Origin of the sequence: Mucilaginibacter sp. OK283 (assembly GCF_900110415.1) — a bacterium.
Lineage (GTDB): Bacteria > Bacteroidota > Bacteroidia > Sphingobacteriales > Sphingobacteriaceae > Mucilaginibacter.
The window spans coordinates 253,603-268,351 of the sequence record NZ_FODR01000006.1 but is presented as its reverse complement, the minus strand read 5'-3'; the positions used below and the strand labels follow the sequence as shown (position 1 = coordinate 268,351).

Sequence of the window (14,749 nt, the reverse complement as noted above, 5' to 3'; positions counted from 1 at the left end):
AAAGTTATTCGCATAATTTAATGTTATGCATAGCTTTTTTTTGTGCCTTACTTTTTGGAGCTTGTAACTATAACAATAAAGATGACGGTAACTATTCAAAGCAGTTTAACGCCATTTACGACACTATTAATAACTACCATCAGCTAACAAAACGGCAGCTTGTCGGCACGCGATATCTCGATTCCGCTTTTAAAAGGCTTAAAAATCCTTTTGTAAATGATAGGTTCCGTTTTTATAGTTTTCATTTTGTTTACGAAAGAAAAGTTGCCCATAACTCAAAAAAGGCTCTTGCTTATGCTGACAGTATGCTGGCTATGGCCAAACAAAGCGTAACGCGACGCCAATATCAGGTTAATTATGCCGAGGCCAATTTCGCCCTCGGCGATGCTTATTTTGACCTTTCGCAGTTCAGCAACGCTTATAAATGCTTTTATCAGGGATATTATATTGGCAAAAGGCTGATTAGCAATCAAATACTGGCCGAATATACCTACCGGATGGGCATGGTGATGTTTAAACAGGCGCACTACCTGGATGCGGCCAATTTTTTTAAGCTTAGTTATAGCCAAAGCCGGGCTTATAAAGATGATTTCAGGGCATTTTATCAACGACAGGAGCTGCTGGATAATATTGGCGAAAGTTATAAAAACGCGGGAAAAGCAGATAGCGCATCTGTGTACTTCAAAAAAACACTTGAATATATCGATAGCAATAATGCAAGATTTAACAACCTGGCCGGAATGCTGGAGACTGCCCGTGGGGTGGTTTATGGCAACCAGGGGGATATGGCTTTGATAACAGGCAACTATACACTGGCCGAACAGATGCTTAAAAGCAGCATCGCCATAAATTTTAAAAAGGGTAATGATAACAAAGACGCTCAATTAACTGAAATAAAGCTCGCACGCCTGTACCTTAAATTAAACCGGCAAAAGGATCTTTACCTGCTACTTAAAAATCTGCGCACTCAATTAGACAGCCTCCCTAATAACGATGCAGAAGCCGGTTGGAATTATTTAATGAGTAAATACAGCCAGCAAAATAATGATAACACTGCGGCACTAACTTATTTAAAAAAGTACTCGGCACAAAAGGATTCATTAGTAAAGCTGGCCAATTCACTTAAGCGTACCGATGTAACAACGCAGCAAGCCAATTACGACAAGCAAAGCGAGATAGACAGCCTGAAAAACAACAATAAACGACAGCTAATATTCATTTACATTGCTGTTTTATTATCTGTTATGGCGGTAATAATTATATTCCTGATTTTCAGAAACATGAAGCAATCAAAAAGGGATATGCTGGCTATAAAGACGTTAAATGAGCAAATAAACTATCAAAAAGAAAACCTGGTGCATACCCTTAATGAACTGCACCGCGGAAGCCGGGAAAAAGACCGCATATTAAGAACTGTTGCACATGACCTCAGGAACCCGCTTGGTGGCATAGCGTCACTTTCGGCGGTCATGGTAACCGAAGATTATACGCCTGATCAGCTGGAAATGCTTAGCCTTATAAAAGATACCTCTTACAATTCGCTCGACCTTATTAACGAGATATTAGAAGCTACTAATTCAGCCGCCGCGCCCATTAAGAAGGAATGGGTTGATATTAACGCACTGACAACCAATAGTGTAGAATTATTGCGTTTTAAAGCTGCCGAAAAACACCAGTCTATAAAACTTCACATGCCCGAAAATCCGGCGCAGGTATTTATAAGCCGGGAAAAAATTTGGCGTGTTATCAGCAACCTGGTCACCAATGCTATTAAATTCAGCTACGATGGTGGCAGTATAACAGTAGGCTTAAAAAATCACGAAGGCGGTGTTGAGATAACAGTAAACGACAATGGGATAGGCATCCCCGACAAGCTAAAACAACAGGTTTTTAATATGTTTACCGATGCCAAGCGGATTGGCACAGCCGGCGAGAAATCATTCGGCCTGGGCCTTTCCATATGCCAGCAAATTATAGAAAAGCACAATGGAAAAATTTGGTTGCAAAGTAATCCAACCGATGGCACAACTTTTTACGTTTTTCTGCCCTTTGAGGCCCCGGCGGTTTAGTTTTATAACACAATATGCAGACACCAGCCGCTGCGAACGACAAAATTCTCGTTAAAAATGTGCTGCTGAAATATTTTATTTAAGTTTAGGAAGTATTTAAAACGCATAGCCCCAATTCCCTGGTTATTAAAATTAATGTTCAACTATAAAAGCATATTCCGAAACGGGCTTCACATCAACATGCTGACGAGGTTGCTTTTCATTTGCTTCGTTATCATAATTTTTTCCTGCAACCGGGCTGCAAATTCGTTTTTGTCGTCGGCGGCGTTTAACAAGGTACTTGATTCGGTAAGCAATATGAACGATGGCGGCAAAAAAGAAGAAGCCATCCACTACCTGGATTCGGCGTACCGCCATTCAAAAAACCTTAACCTGCTTCAAACTTATAGCTATTACCGGTTTAATTACAACTACTTTTATTCTGTAAAGGCCGATAAAAACACCTCCTTGTTATATGCAGATAGCATGCTCAGCCTGTTTAACACACCTGATAAAAAGTCAAAATATGCCACCGAATACGGGCAGTCATATTTTTATAAAGGCGATGTTTTATTTGACCAAAACAGGTATAACGAGGCATATGAAAACTTTTATCACGGCAAAATAATTGGTAACAATAACTTAGATGAGTGCGTTTTGAGCGACTACAGCTACCGGATGGGTATGATCATGTATAAACAAGAACACTACCGGCTGGCGGCAGCATACTTTAAAAACAGTGCAAAAGAAAGCGCCGCGTGTGCTGGCAATTTCGGTGCATTTTATCGTACGCAGGAACTAACGGATAACATAGGCTTAAGCTATAGTGCCGTAAACTTAACCGATAGCGCTCTTTTTTTTTATAACAAAGCACTTGACTACATTGACCAGCACCAAATACAATATCGCGACCGAAGAGAAATGCTTGATGTGGCCCGCGGTGTTATTTACGGCAACCTTGCCAATGTGTATATTGGCCTTAAAAAGTATAGCCAGGCTAAAACTTTGCTAAAAAAAAGCATCCGTATTAATTTGCGGAAAGGTAACGACAACCAGGATGCGCAATATGCAGAGTTAAAGCTGGCCGCCGTGTACAACAATCTAAACCAGGCAGATTCGCTGCTAAACATATTAAATGTAATAAAAAAACAGTTTGAATATTTACACCAGCAGGATGCCAGGGCGGATTGGAATTACTTGATGTCGGAATATTTGGTAAAAAAAAGTAAGCCGGACGAAGCGATTAAATATTTTATACAGTATGATGCGTTAAAAGATTCCATCAATCAAAAAAACAAGGCACTTAAGGAAGCGGACATAGCCGAGCAGATAAAGCGCCTTGAAAAGGATAATGAGTTTGACAAACTTAAAAAGAACAATCAGCAACAAAATATTTATCTTAATGTAACCATAGTTTTTGTGGTGATGCTGGTTATGATCATTTCGCTGGTGTTCCTGAATTGGCAGAAATCAAAAAAGAACATTCAAACACTTGGAAGGCTAAACCAACAGATAAACGAACAAAACACCCATCTTGAACATGCGTTGAACGAACTTAAATTAAACAGCCAGGAGAAAGATAGAATTTTACGTACAGTAGCTCATGACCTGCGTAACCCTATTGGCGGTATAGCATCGCTAACTTCTGTAATGGGCGAAGATGATTATACTGATGAGCAAAAAGAAATGCTCAACCTGATCAAAGAAACTTCCTTTAACTCGTTAGAACTGATAAATGAGATATTGGAAGCAACAAATTCGACCAATACAGGATTAAATCTTGAGCAAGTTGAAATTAACGGCCTGCTTACCAACAGTGTTGAACTGCTACGCTTTAAAGCTGCAGAGAAAAGCCAGACCATCAGCCTTGAATTATTACCCGGCCCCCTTGAACTTATGATAAGCCGCGAAAAAATATGGCGGGTAGTAAGTAATTTAATTAGCAATGCTATAAAATTCAGCCCGGCCGGTGCGCCAATATTTGTTAAGGTTGAAGTTTTTGAACGGGAAGTGCAAATTTCGGTAAAAGATAATGGCATTGGTATTCCAGACAAACTTAAAAGCCAGGTTTTCAATATGTTTACAGATGCAAAGCGCCCTGGTACCGAGGGTGAAAAATCATTTGGACTGGGCCTTTCAATATGCCGGCAAATAATCGAAAAGCATAATGGGCGTATTTGGTTTCAAAGCGATACCGAACACGGTACTACATTCTACTTCTCGCTTCCAAAGTAAACTCTTCGTGTTTAACGGGCTTTTTTAAAAACTCCGCGAACCATTTACCCGATGCCTTTATAATCCGTTTTTGCGTAGTATGGTCTACGTGGACTAAACCAAACCGCGGGTGATATCCTTCGGCCCATTCAAAATTATCGGTAAGTGTCCAAACAAAATAGCCGTTAACATTACTGCCTTCATTTTTTGCTTTTAAAACCTGGCTCAAATAATCCTGCAGGTATTGGAGGCGCTTGGGATCGTTTACTTCGCCGTCGGTAACCTCGTCAGGAAAGGCCGAGCCGTTTTCAGTAATAATGATGTTCTTTATTTGCGGATAAGCGGCAAACTTTTTTATCATATGATAAATAGCCGGGGGATGAATTTCCCAGCGCATTGCTGTTAATTCAACCTTGCGGTTTTCGGCTTTAACAATGCGTGCGTTTACGTAAGGCGTAAAAAAGGAATATTGAACAATCTCGCGGGTATAATTTTGCACTCCGATAAAATCGAAATCAAACTTCATGTTGTCCTCATCGCCCGGCAAAATGTATTTTTGTATTCCCTTTAAAGCGGGTAAATCTTTAATCGGGTAGCCCATTCCTAAAAGCGGCTCGATAAAAAGGCGGTTTATCAGGGCATCAACCCGAACAGCTGCTGCCACATCGCGCGGCTTATTGGTTAAAGGCTCAACCTGCGAACAAGAAAATGTGTTGCCAATTTGCGAATTGGGTACCAGTTTACGCAATATTTTTGCCCCTGCAACTATGCTTAAAACAACATGGTGAATTACCGATGTAAAACTCCTGATACCACTACGTCCCGGAGCATGGATACCAAAAAAATAACCGGCGCCTGTAAAAACCACCGGTTCGTTCATTACCATCCAATGTTTTACCCTGTCGCCAAAGTTTTGCGCACATAAGGTGGTAAATTCACTAAACCAGGTAATAACATCACGATTGGCCCACCCTCCTTTTTGCTCAAGCACTAATGGCAAATCCCAGTGGTAAATAGTTACCCAGGGTTCTACCCCTTGCTCGAGGCAATAATCAATAATGCGGTTGTAATAATCAATACCAGCCTGGTTAACTGCACCCGTACCATTGGGTAACAAACGTGTCCACGATATCGAGAACCGGAAATTAGGAATATTTAATTTTTTAATAAGATCGATGTCCTCCTGGTACCTGTTGTAAAAATCGCAGGCGGTACGGGCATGATCGTCATTTAATATTTTACCTTTTTTCGTTGTAAAATTGTCCCAAACAGATTCGCCCTTGCCATCGGCATCATGAGCACCCTCAATCTGGAATGCAGCAGTAGATACGCCCCAATTAAAATCGGGACCAAAAAGTTCTCTGTTCAGAGCAGTATGCTGTGGAGTGAATTTCATTAAATGGACTACGAGGGTCCAAAATTGCAATATTATTTACGAAACCGGGGTATAAAGTTTTATTATTAATGGATGAAGGATGATTTCATGCTTTTTAACATCATCCACTCCCTTATACCACTAATGAGCCTTGAAAACACATTGATAAATTTCATAACCTTGTTGTTTAATTATCTAAAGGTACCATGGGGATATAACATAATTGTAACAACTGTATTATCAAATTGTTAAACACGAATTTCACTAACACGAATATCCCGAATTAAGGCCAATTCCACGAACTATAAAGGCATAGTTTATTATTTAACCAACTTTTTATCTGCGTTAACCACCCTAATCAGTGAAATTCAACTCAATTGGAGACATTCGTGTCCATTCAATTCGTGAAATTCGATTCAATTCGAGACATTCGTGTTTATAAATTCGTGTTATATGAAAAGCTATTTTATAAAAATGTTCAAATACGGCCACTTCGCTAACCATGCTTTATTAAAAGCAATTGCAGAAGCAGGCAATCCCAGGGGCCCTATAAAGTTGATGTCGCATTTGCTTGCTGCCGAACGGCGTTGGCTGGATAGGGTAAATGATGTGGAACCTTATCCCAATGCCGAATTATGGCCCAAAGAGTATACCATTGAGCATTGTACCCACCTGGTAAACGAATATAATGAAGAGTGGCTTGGCTTCCTGGAACGAATTACCGAAGACGATTTGAACAGAGTTATCATATACCAAAACGCATTGGGCAGTAATCAAACTTCTGTAAGCGATATTCTTACACATGTAATAAATCATGGCACACATACCAGGGCCCAGGCCGGCCAGCAGTTGAAACTTACCGGCACCGAAGCTTTACCCATTACCGACTATGTTTATTATTTAAGGCAACTAAATAGTTAACATTAATAGCTTTATTTACAATATTTGCCAATACAAAACGCAACCATGAAAAAGTATATCGGGATTGTATTAAGCCTTGCCATTTTATCGGGATGTGCCGACAATAAAAAACAGGAAAAATTGCTACTGGATAGCGTTATTGCCGTGCACGACAAGGTAATGGCTAATGACGAGCACCTGATGAAAAACAAAATGTTGCTGGATAGCCTGGTTAAAAACGTAGCTAACATTAACGATTCGGCAAAAGTTTGCCTTAAGCTGGTTGATGACGCAGATGGCGCCATGAGCGATTGGATGCACAAGTTTGACGTGGAAAACAAAGGTAAATCGCACCAGGAAATCATCGACTACCTGCGCGATCAAAAAAAGAAAATCGCGGCTATTGACGTTCAAATCAGCAATGCGATAACCGAATCTGACAAATATCTTACTCCAAATAAAAAATAAATGCGCAAATTAATTTTGGGCGTTATCGTATTATCGGTGTTAAATGCCTGTAACAATAAACAAAGCAAACTGCCTATTTTAGGCAACCGCGAGCCTGTTACTAAAACGGTGGATGGAAAATCGGTTGTGGATACGGCCTACGCCACTATTCCCGATTTTAAATTTGTAAACCAGTATGGCGATACTATAACACAAAAAAGCCTCGATGGTAAAATATATGTGGCCGATTTCTTTTTTACCACCTGCCCTTCTATCTGCCCGGTAATGCACCGCAACATGCTCAATGTTTATAAGGAGTTTAAGGCCGACGATAATTTCCGGATCATATCACACACCATCGACCCTAAATATGATACCGTTCAGGTACTTAAGCGCTATGCCGATAAAATGGGGCTTAGTGGTAACAACTGGTGGCTTTTGCATGGCGATAAAGGCAGCACTTATACTATAGCCAAAAGCTACCTGCAAACAGTACAGGAAAAAAATCCCGCCGGGCAATATATACATGATGGTTTTTTTATATTGATAGACAAACAAAAACGCATCCGCGGAACGTACGAAGGTACCGACCCCAAAGAAGTGGATAAAATGATAGCCGACATCAAAATACTAAAGGCCGAACCAGACCAAGCCGCAGCCAAATGAAATTCAAAGTAACAGGGGGTATTTTATTACTGTTGATAGTCATTTTTTTTTCATGCCAGAACGATGGGCAGCTTGAATTTAACCGCTATTACTCTGGTGGCAGCGTCATTTACCTTACCCGCTGCGCAAACTGCCACGGCACCAAAGGCGAGGGTTTGCAGGCACTGATACCACCGCTTACAGATTCAGGCTATCTTAAAAAGAACAAAAACGCTTTGGCCTGCTTCCTTAAAAATGGGCTTAAGGGACAAATTAATATCAATAACAAAACTTTTGATGGAGAAATGCCTGCTGATAGCCTTGCCCCCATTGAAATTGCCAAGGTACTTACTTATGTTACCAACTCATTCGGCAATAAATTAGGCACTATAAACCTGCAACAAGTGCAGGGCGATTTGGAGAAATGTAAATAGATAATTGGCTCTGCACGTTAGCTAAACAATAGATTCCTGGTCAGACTATGAACTATGAACCATCAACTATGAACTAAAACTGCTACCTTTACGCCTGCAAAACGTTCTATCGCTGCTAATTTATTAGCGGAGGAAAGTCCGGGCAACACAGAGCATCCTGCTTCCTAACGGGAAGGCGCCGGCAGCCGGCGACAGCAAAGTGCCACAGAGAAAATACCGCCACGGTGCAAACCGGGGTAAGGGTGAAAACGTGAGGTAAGAGCTCACGGCTTTTCCGGGCGACCGGAGATGACGGTAAACCTCAGGAGTTGAAAAACCAAATAGGTCTTGAAAGTGGGGCTGCTCGCTCCCGCTCGCCAACTTGTTGGCGACGTTAAGATGGGTAGGTTGTTTAAACCTGTCAGCAATGGCAGGGCCAGATTAATGATAGAAGTTGCCTTTAGGGGCAATACAGAACCCGGCTTACAGGTTTGCTGCTGAATTATATAACCCTTTCCTGCAAACAGGAAGGGGTTATTTTTGTTTACAAGCAAAAGTGTTTGTTTTTCTATACAAAACGATATATTAGCGACAGAACAATTACAACCTATTACATATATAAAACATGGCAAAAATTTTAATTATTGATGATGAACGGGCAATACGCAGTACTTTGCGGGAAATTCTGGAGTATGAAGATTATGAGGTTGAGGACGTAGATAACGGTATTGACGGCCTGCAATTAATTGAAAAGAAAGATTTTGACCTGGTACTTTGCGATATAAAAATGAACCGGATGGATGGCATGGAAGTGCTTACCGAAGGTTTGGCGCTGAAACCCGATTTACCGTTCATCATGATAAGCGGTCACGGCACCGTTGAAACTGCCGTTGAAGCCAGCAAAAAAGGCGCCTTTGATTTTATATCGAAACCACCTGATTTAAACCGCCTGCTTATAACTGTACGTAACGCGCTCGACCGTGGAAGTTTGGTTGTAGAAGCCAAAGTATTAAAACGGAAAGTATCCAAGGTTCGCCCTATATTAGGTAATTCCCAGGCCATACTTAAAATAAAAGAAACTATTGATCGTGTTGCCCCAACAGACGCCCGCGTACTGGTTACCGGCGCAAACGGCAGCGGTAAAGAATTAGTGGCCCGCTGGCTGCATGAAAAATCGCACCGCTCAAATGCGCCCATTATTGAGGTTAACTGCGCCGCCATCCCCTCTGAATTAATTGAAAGCGAATTGTTTGGGCACGAGAAAGGCTCATTTACGTCGGCTATAAAACAACGTATTGGCAAATTTGAATCGGCTAACGGTGGCACGCTTTTCCTTGATGAAATAGGCGACATGAGCCAATCTGCCCAGGCAAAGGTATTGCGCGCCCTGCAGGAAAGTAAGATTACGCGTGTAGGCGGGGAAAAAGAAATTGATGTTGATGTACGCGTTGTAGCAGCGACTAATAAAGACTTGCTCAAGGAGATTGAAGCCGGCAACTTCCGTATGGACCTTTACCATCGTCTTAGCGTTATATTAATCCACGTACCTCCATTGGTTGACAGGAAGGACGATATTCCATTGCTTACCCAAAGTTTTCTTGATGAGATATGTAATGAATACGGTATGCCGGTTAAAAAGATATCAGACGCGGCCCTTGATGCCCTTAAAGCATTACCATGGACAGGAAACATTCGTGAGTTGCGAAACATGGTTGAGCGTTTGATTATTTTGAGCGATAAAACCATTACAGACAATGATGTAAGGGCATTTGCCAATCCAACGGCGCCGGTAGCGGCAGTAGCAGATAGCCATGCAGCACCACAAACAGATTTCGACCAGTTCAATAACTTCCAGGAGTATAAGGATTTTGCCGAGCGGGAATACATTAAATTCAAGTTGGAAAAAAACAATTGGAACGTATCAAAAACTGCCGATGATATTGATATTCAGCGTAGCCACCTGTACAGTAAGATCGAGAAGTTTGGCTTAAAACGTGGAGAATAACAAAATAAACAATGTTTTTTGAGCAGCGAACAGTAATGTAAGCTGCTTTTTTTGTTCGGCATTTAATAGTAATATTGTGCAAACCAACCATTATTATGAAGCTTTATTATACCGTATTAATCTGCGCAGCTGTACTATCATCATGTAAGCAAAAAGAGACCAAAGCTGATCCAAAACCAGATCAGCCTTTAATTGGCACCTGGCATTTGATCAACAGCAAAGCCATTACAAAAGGCGATACCGTGACAACTACCCCATCAAAAGATGAAGAAATGGTCAAAATTTTTAATGCAACTAATTTCGCCTTCTTTACTCATGATTTGGCGCACGGCAAAACCGCCAAGCCTGTTTATAGTTCGGGTAGCGGTACTTATACCCTTGCCGGGAATGATTATGCCGAACACCTGGCCTATTGTGATGCCCGTGATTGGGAAAACAGGGATTTTAAATTTACCGTTCAATTTAAAGGTGATACGCTTATACAAACCGGCATTGAAAAAATAGATAGCCTAAAAATAGACCATGTTATCATTGAAACTTATGTTAAAGTTAAATAACACTTAATTTTAATTGTTTAAATAAATAAGGCCGAAATATCTTTCGGCCTTATTTATTTCGCTATTGATAAAACATCACTCCAGGCGTTTTTAATATTCTGATAAACAATAATTTGCATTTTTAAATACCGGTACAATGCTGAACTATGCAACTTTGAAGATACACAGGTCGTAAACACTTCAATTCCCCTGTCCTCTGATTAATTTAAACTTAAATTTGTAGCTGATCGGCAAAAAATCGACAAAAACGATGAATATATTATTTCATTACAAGTACCTGATGCTCATTGTTACTGTTACATCGTTTTTTGGCAACTGCCATGCCGAAAAAGATAAAAAAGCGGATACAAGGGACAGCGTGAAGATAAGTAAACTTATACTTAGCGATAACTCTGCAAAGCCCAATGCTATTGCCTTAAAAAATATGTTTGGCATTAACGCCTACGAATGGAATTTTTTACAGGACCCGGCAAACATTAACCAGCACCATACTATTTACGAGGCCAACATGGCTATCATTAAATCGTTCAGTTCGGTACGACATTATATGAACTGGAATAAGCTGGAAAATACCAGGGGAAACTACACCTATAACCCCACAAACAACGGTAGCTGGGATTACGATTTGATGTATACGCGTTGTAAACAAGATGGTATTTTAGTACTCGCCGATCTTAAAAACTGCCCCAACTGGATGGAAGCCACCTACCCTACCGGGATGCGCGACAACGAAAACGTACCCGCGCCATACGGTTTGGATAAAAGCGATCCGGCGTCATACGCCGACCAGGCACGAACTGCATTCCAATTTGCCGCCAGATATGGATATAACACCGCTATAGATAAGGCTTTGGTAAAAGTTGATAGCCGTCCGCGCTGGAATAATGACGAGGTGAATGTTGTTAAAATCGGGATGGGCCTTATCAAATATATGGAATGTGATAACGAACGCGATAAATGGTGGAAAGGCCCTGCCACGCAGCAGAGCCCAGAAGAGTATGCAGCCAACATGTCGGCCTTTTATGATGGCAATAAAGGAAAACTCGGCCCCAATGCAGGTGTAAAAACAGCCGATCCGGCTATGCAGGTAGTAATGGGCGGCCTTGCAAGCTGCGATGTTAACTTTGTACAACGAATGATAAACTGGTGCAAAGTTAACCGGGGCTACCGTGCCGATGGCAGCATCAACTTGTGTTTTGATATAATCAATTACCATTTTTATAACAATAATGGCGACATACTTAAGCATGAACGCGCAACAACCGGCGTTGCACCCGAACTTTCAATGGCGGGGCAAATTGCCGATTCGTTTGTAAAACTATCTAATTCATTAAGCAAACCACCGGAAGTGTGGGTTACCGAGTCGGGGTATGATATCAATCTATACAGTTATCAGAAAGCCGCCTACATCGGCAATAAATCAGCCCTGGATACGCAAGGCGATTGGATATTAAGAACATCGCTATTGTACATGAGGCACAGTATCAAAAGGGTATTTTATTACCAGTTGCAGGATGATAAACCATTTAGCAGTGTTCAGTATGCCACCGCCGGCCTGTCAGAAAACGGTAAACGCCGCCCTGCCGCCGATTTTATATTACAAACCAATACATTAATGGGCCATTACACCTATAAATCGACTATTAATAGCGACCCCTTGGTTGACAAATATGTAAATGGTAAAAAAGCAATGTATGTATTGACTATTCCCGACTCGAAAGGGCGCTCAGGTACTTACATCCTTAATTTGGGGACCTCAAAAGCAAATATTTACAATTTAAAACCAGGCTTAGCTTCGGCGGTAAAAACCCAGGTGGCAACTGTGGCCGGTAAATTAACTGTTAACGTAACCGAAACCCCCGTATTTGTTGAGGGTACTAACCAGGTAAATTAAACAAAGCTGGCTAAACACTCACGTACCTGGCTGGTATAAGCACTTCCGAAAAGGTTAACATGAACAAGTAAGGGATAAAGGTTCCATAGTTTAAGTCGCCGCTGCCAGCCTGTTTGCAATGGATAGCCCGCGTGGTAAGCATCATAAAAAGTTTTGTCGAAACCGCCAAACAACGTGGTCATAGCGATATCAAATTCCCGGTTACTATAACTTACTGCCGGATCAATCAGGTAAGGCTTTTCATGAGTGTCTATCATGTAATTACCGCTCCATAAATCGCAGTGAACAAGCGCCGGAGTTTCTTCGGTAAACAAACCGGGCAGTTTTTGATACAATAATTCAAATAAACGCAAATCATTATTTGTAAGCAGCTGTTTTGTTTGAGCTATCCTTACCATAGGTTTTAAACGCTCATCTATAAAAAAATCGCTCCAATGCTCATGCAACTGATTGCTTTGCCGAAGTGAGCCCATATAATTGTCGGTATAAAAGCCAAAACTATGTGATGTATGCCTGTGCATTTGGGCAAGTTGCTCACCCAACGCCTCTGATGCCTTTTGCGTGGTATGTCCGGGTATTATCCATTCCATCAATAAATAGCTCTCCGTATCCGTCTCGCTTTGTAGCAGAACTTCTGGTACGGCTATGGTTTGGGTACTACAGATAGTTTCCAGGCCTTGCGCTTCAAGGTTAAACATGCCGGGAAAATTAAAACGATTGTTAACCTTAAGTACAAAACGCTCCATAGCGGTTTGCAGGCGGTAAACTCGATTAATGCTTCCGCCGCTTAAGGGCATAGCACTCAAAACCTTTGTGTCAAAAAAGGTTTCAATGGCCTTGATAATATCTTCAACGCTATGCATCCTAATATACTTTTTTACAATAATTATTAAAAAATTAAATTTCTATAATTATATTCGACTCTCCTTAATCACAATTTAAACTAAATGGAAAATTCTGTATCTACACCGGTAATACAAACAGAGCTTTGTACCTATTGCCAATCAAAAGCCGAAACCGATGATATTTTTTGCACTAATTGCGGATATCCTTTAAAAGGCACCGAGCTTGAGCAAAAGAACTTTGTAACCCAACACAATTTCAATGATATTGATCTGGCCGACCTTAATAAGAAGCTTAAAAATGCAGGCATGTCATTATATTACTTAGCAGGTATTTTTGTGCTTAGCGGTTTCGTTAACTTTTTCCTCAGTAAGGATGATCCTGAAGTACTTGCTATAGTAATTCCTATTTTTATTTTAGCTGTACTTTTTTTAATATTAGGTGCCTACAGTGCAAAAAAGCCTTTGGCTTGTCTAATTTCGGGTTTAAGCCTTTACGTAATTGTTCAGATTTTGCTTGCTATTGACGATCCGATTAATATTGCCAGGGGTATCATTTTTAAAATAGCAATTATCGGATACCTGATAAAAGGAATCAAATCGGCCATTGACATCGAAAAAATAAAAAAAGACAACCACTTAGCCTGACCCTTTGTTTTTAGACGCTGAAGAATTACCTGATAAAAAGCCCTGCATCAAATGCGGGGCTTTGATTTTGCCGCAAATAAGATTTTGTAACAATTGTGGCTCTGCCCAGGCTGGCCAAATTGTTACGTCCGCAAATAAATGGCGCTTACTCCAACAATCTGCCATTTTCTATAGCATATACATCATTGTATGTTCGCTGGGTAATTTTGTCGACATTTTTAAGACCTTTGGATGGAGTTTGGTTATTGAAGTAATTATTGCCGGCACAGCTGTTATCTTTTTTGCTTACAACTGGGTCGAAACTAAACAAATTTTAAGGTGGCCCGACTTTTCGATACAAAAGCTATCTGCGTATTGTGGCTTGGCTATGTTGGGATCATTTTTGGTGCACTATGCGGTGGGATGGTTAAATGTTACCATATTTTCAAAAGAAGAGCACTTTTATTCATTTTTTTCGGGCAGTTACGGTGCAGCGTTCTGGATCGTTTTTTTCACTGCTGTATTACCCGCTTTGTTTGAAGAACTGGGTTTCAGGGGGTATCTGTTGCAAGTATTGTTAAAGGTAGCTGATAAAGAGCAGGCGATTTACATATCGGCATTCCTGTTTGCCATAATACATTTAAGTTTTGTTTCGCTTTTTTGGCTTATTCCTTTCGCGTTATTTATCGGACGCATGCGTATCCGTGAAAATACCATTTGGTACGGTATATTTTTTCACTTCTGCTTTAATTTAACGGCTTGTTTATTTGAATTGCTATAGC

13 protein-coding genes and 1 other RNA gene are annotated in these 14,749 nt (G+C 40.8%); 12 read left to right on the top strand and 2 right to left on the bottom strand.

From position 1 onward, the window contains the following. Positions 1–20 precede the first annotated feature (20 nt). Positions 21–2,069, top strand: a complete 2,049-nt coding sequence (locus BMX56_RS16235; protein ID WP_177183837.1) for a tetratricopeptide repeat-containing sensor histidine kinase — start codon at positions 21–23, stop codon at positions 2,067–2,069. A 135-nt stretch (positions 2,070–2,204) separates the two neighbouring features. Next, complete coding sequence (locus BMX56_RS16230) at positions 2,205–4,283, top strand: tetratricopeptide repeat-containing sensor histidine kinase (RefSeq protein ID WP_090650155.1); 2,079 nt, start codon at positions 2,205–2,207, stop codon at positions 4,281–4,283. Here BMX56_RS16230 and BMX56_RS16225 read toward each other — a convergent pair. Then, positions 4,255–5,658: a GH1 family beta-glucosidase gene (locus tag BMX56_RS16225; protein ID WP_090650152.1), complete on the bottom strand. Its 1,404-nt coding sequence runs from the start codon at positions 5,656–5,658 to the stop codon at positions 4,255–4,257. The genes BMX56_RS16230 and BMX56_RS16225 overlap by 29 nt on opposite strands. Positions 5,659–6,090: 432 nt before the next feature. Here BMX56_RS16225 and BMX56_RS16220 point away from each other — a divergent pair, with 432 nt between their 5' ends. The 8 genes from BMX56_RS16220 (at position 6,091) to BMX56_RS16185 (ending at position 12,498) form a co-directional block, all read left to right on the top strand. After that, positions 6,091–6,558, top strand: coding sequence for a DinB family protein (locus BMX56_RS16220; RefSeq protein WP_090650149.1), 468 nt, complete (start codon positions 6,091–6,093; stop codon positions 6,556–6,558). A gap of 45 nt (positions 6,559–6,603) precedes the next feature. After that, complete coding sequence (locus BMX56_RS16215) at positions 6,604–7,005, top strand: hypothetical protein (protein ID WP_090650146.1); 402 nt, start codon at positions 6,604–6,606, stop codon at positions 7,003–7,005. Then, positions 7,006–7,650, top strand: coding sequence for an SCO family protein (locus tag BMX56_RS16210; RefSeq protein WP_090650143.1), 645 nt, complete (start codon positions 7,006–7,008; stop codon positions 7,648–7,650). Further along, entirely contained in the window at positions 7,647–8,063 is a 417-nt protein-coding gene (locus tag BMX56_RS16205) for a c-type cytochrome (protein WP_090650141.1), read from the top strand. The genes BMX56_RS16210 and BMX56_RS16205 overlap by 4 nt, the downstream gene beginning before the upstream one ends. A gap of 93 nt (positions 8,064–8,156) precedes the next feature. Then, positions 8,157–8,544: RNase P RNA component class A (gene rnpB / locus BMX56_RS16200), an RNA gene on the top strand. A 123-nt stretch (positions 8,545–8,667) separates the two neighbouring features. Further along, the gene (locus BMX56_RS16195; protein WP_090650138.1) at positions 8,668–10,047 is read left to right on the top strand and encodes a sigma-54-dependent transcriptional regulator; all 1,380 of its coding nucleotides are present in this window, start codon (positions 8,668–8,670) and stop codon (positions 10,045–10,047) included. A 95-nt stretch (positions 10,048–10,142) separates the two neighbouring features. Continuing rightward, positions 10,143–10,604 carry a hypothetical protein gene (locus tag BMX56_RS16190; RefSeq protein ID WP_090650135.1) on the top strand — a complete coding sequence of 154 codons (462 nt, stop codon included), beginning with the start codon at positions 10,143–10,145 and terminating at the stop codon, positions 10,602–10,604. A gap of 250 nt (positions 10,605–10,854) precedes the next feature. Further along, positions 10,855–12,498 carry a hypothetical protein gene (locus BMX56_RS16185; protein WP_255369856.1) on the top strand — a complete coding sequence of 548 codons (1,644 nt, stop codon included), beginning with the start codon at positions 10,855–10,857 and terminating at the stop codon, positions 12,496–12,498. Here BMX56_RS16185 and BMX56_RS16180 read toward each other — a convergent pair. Next, the gene (locus BMX56_RS16180; protein ID WP_090650132.1) at positions 12,495–13,361 is read right to left on the bottom strand and encodes a fructosamine kinase family protein; all 867 of its coding nucleotides are present in this window, start codon (positions 13,359–13,361) and stop codon (positions 12,495–12,497) included. The genes BMX56_RS16185 and BMX56_RS16180 overlap by 4 nt on opposite strands. A gap of 84 nt (positions 13,362–13,445) precedes the next feature. Between BMX56_RS16180 and BMX56_RS16175 the strand changes: the two genes are divergently transcribed. Next, a complete protein-coding gene (locus tag BMX56_RS16175; protein WP_090650129.1) occupies positions 13,446–13,988 on the top strand; it encodes a zinc ribbon domain-containing protein in 543 nt (180 codons plus the stop codon). Positions 13,989–13,992: 4 nt separating this feature from the next. Then, positions 13,993–14,748, top strand: a complete 756-nt coding sequence (locus BMX56_RS30400) for a CPBP family intramembrane glutamic endopeptidase (RefSeq protein ID WP_218152434.1) — start codon at positions 13,993–13,995, stop codon at positions 14,746–14,748. Position 14,749: the final 1 nt, after the last annotated feature.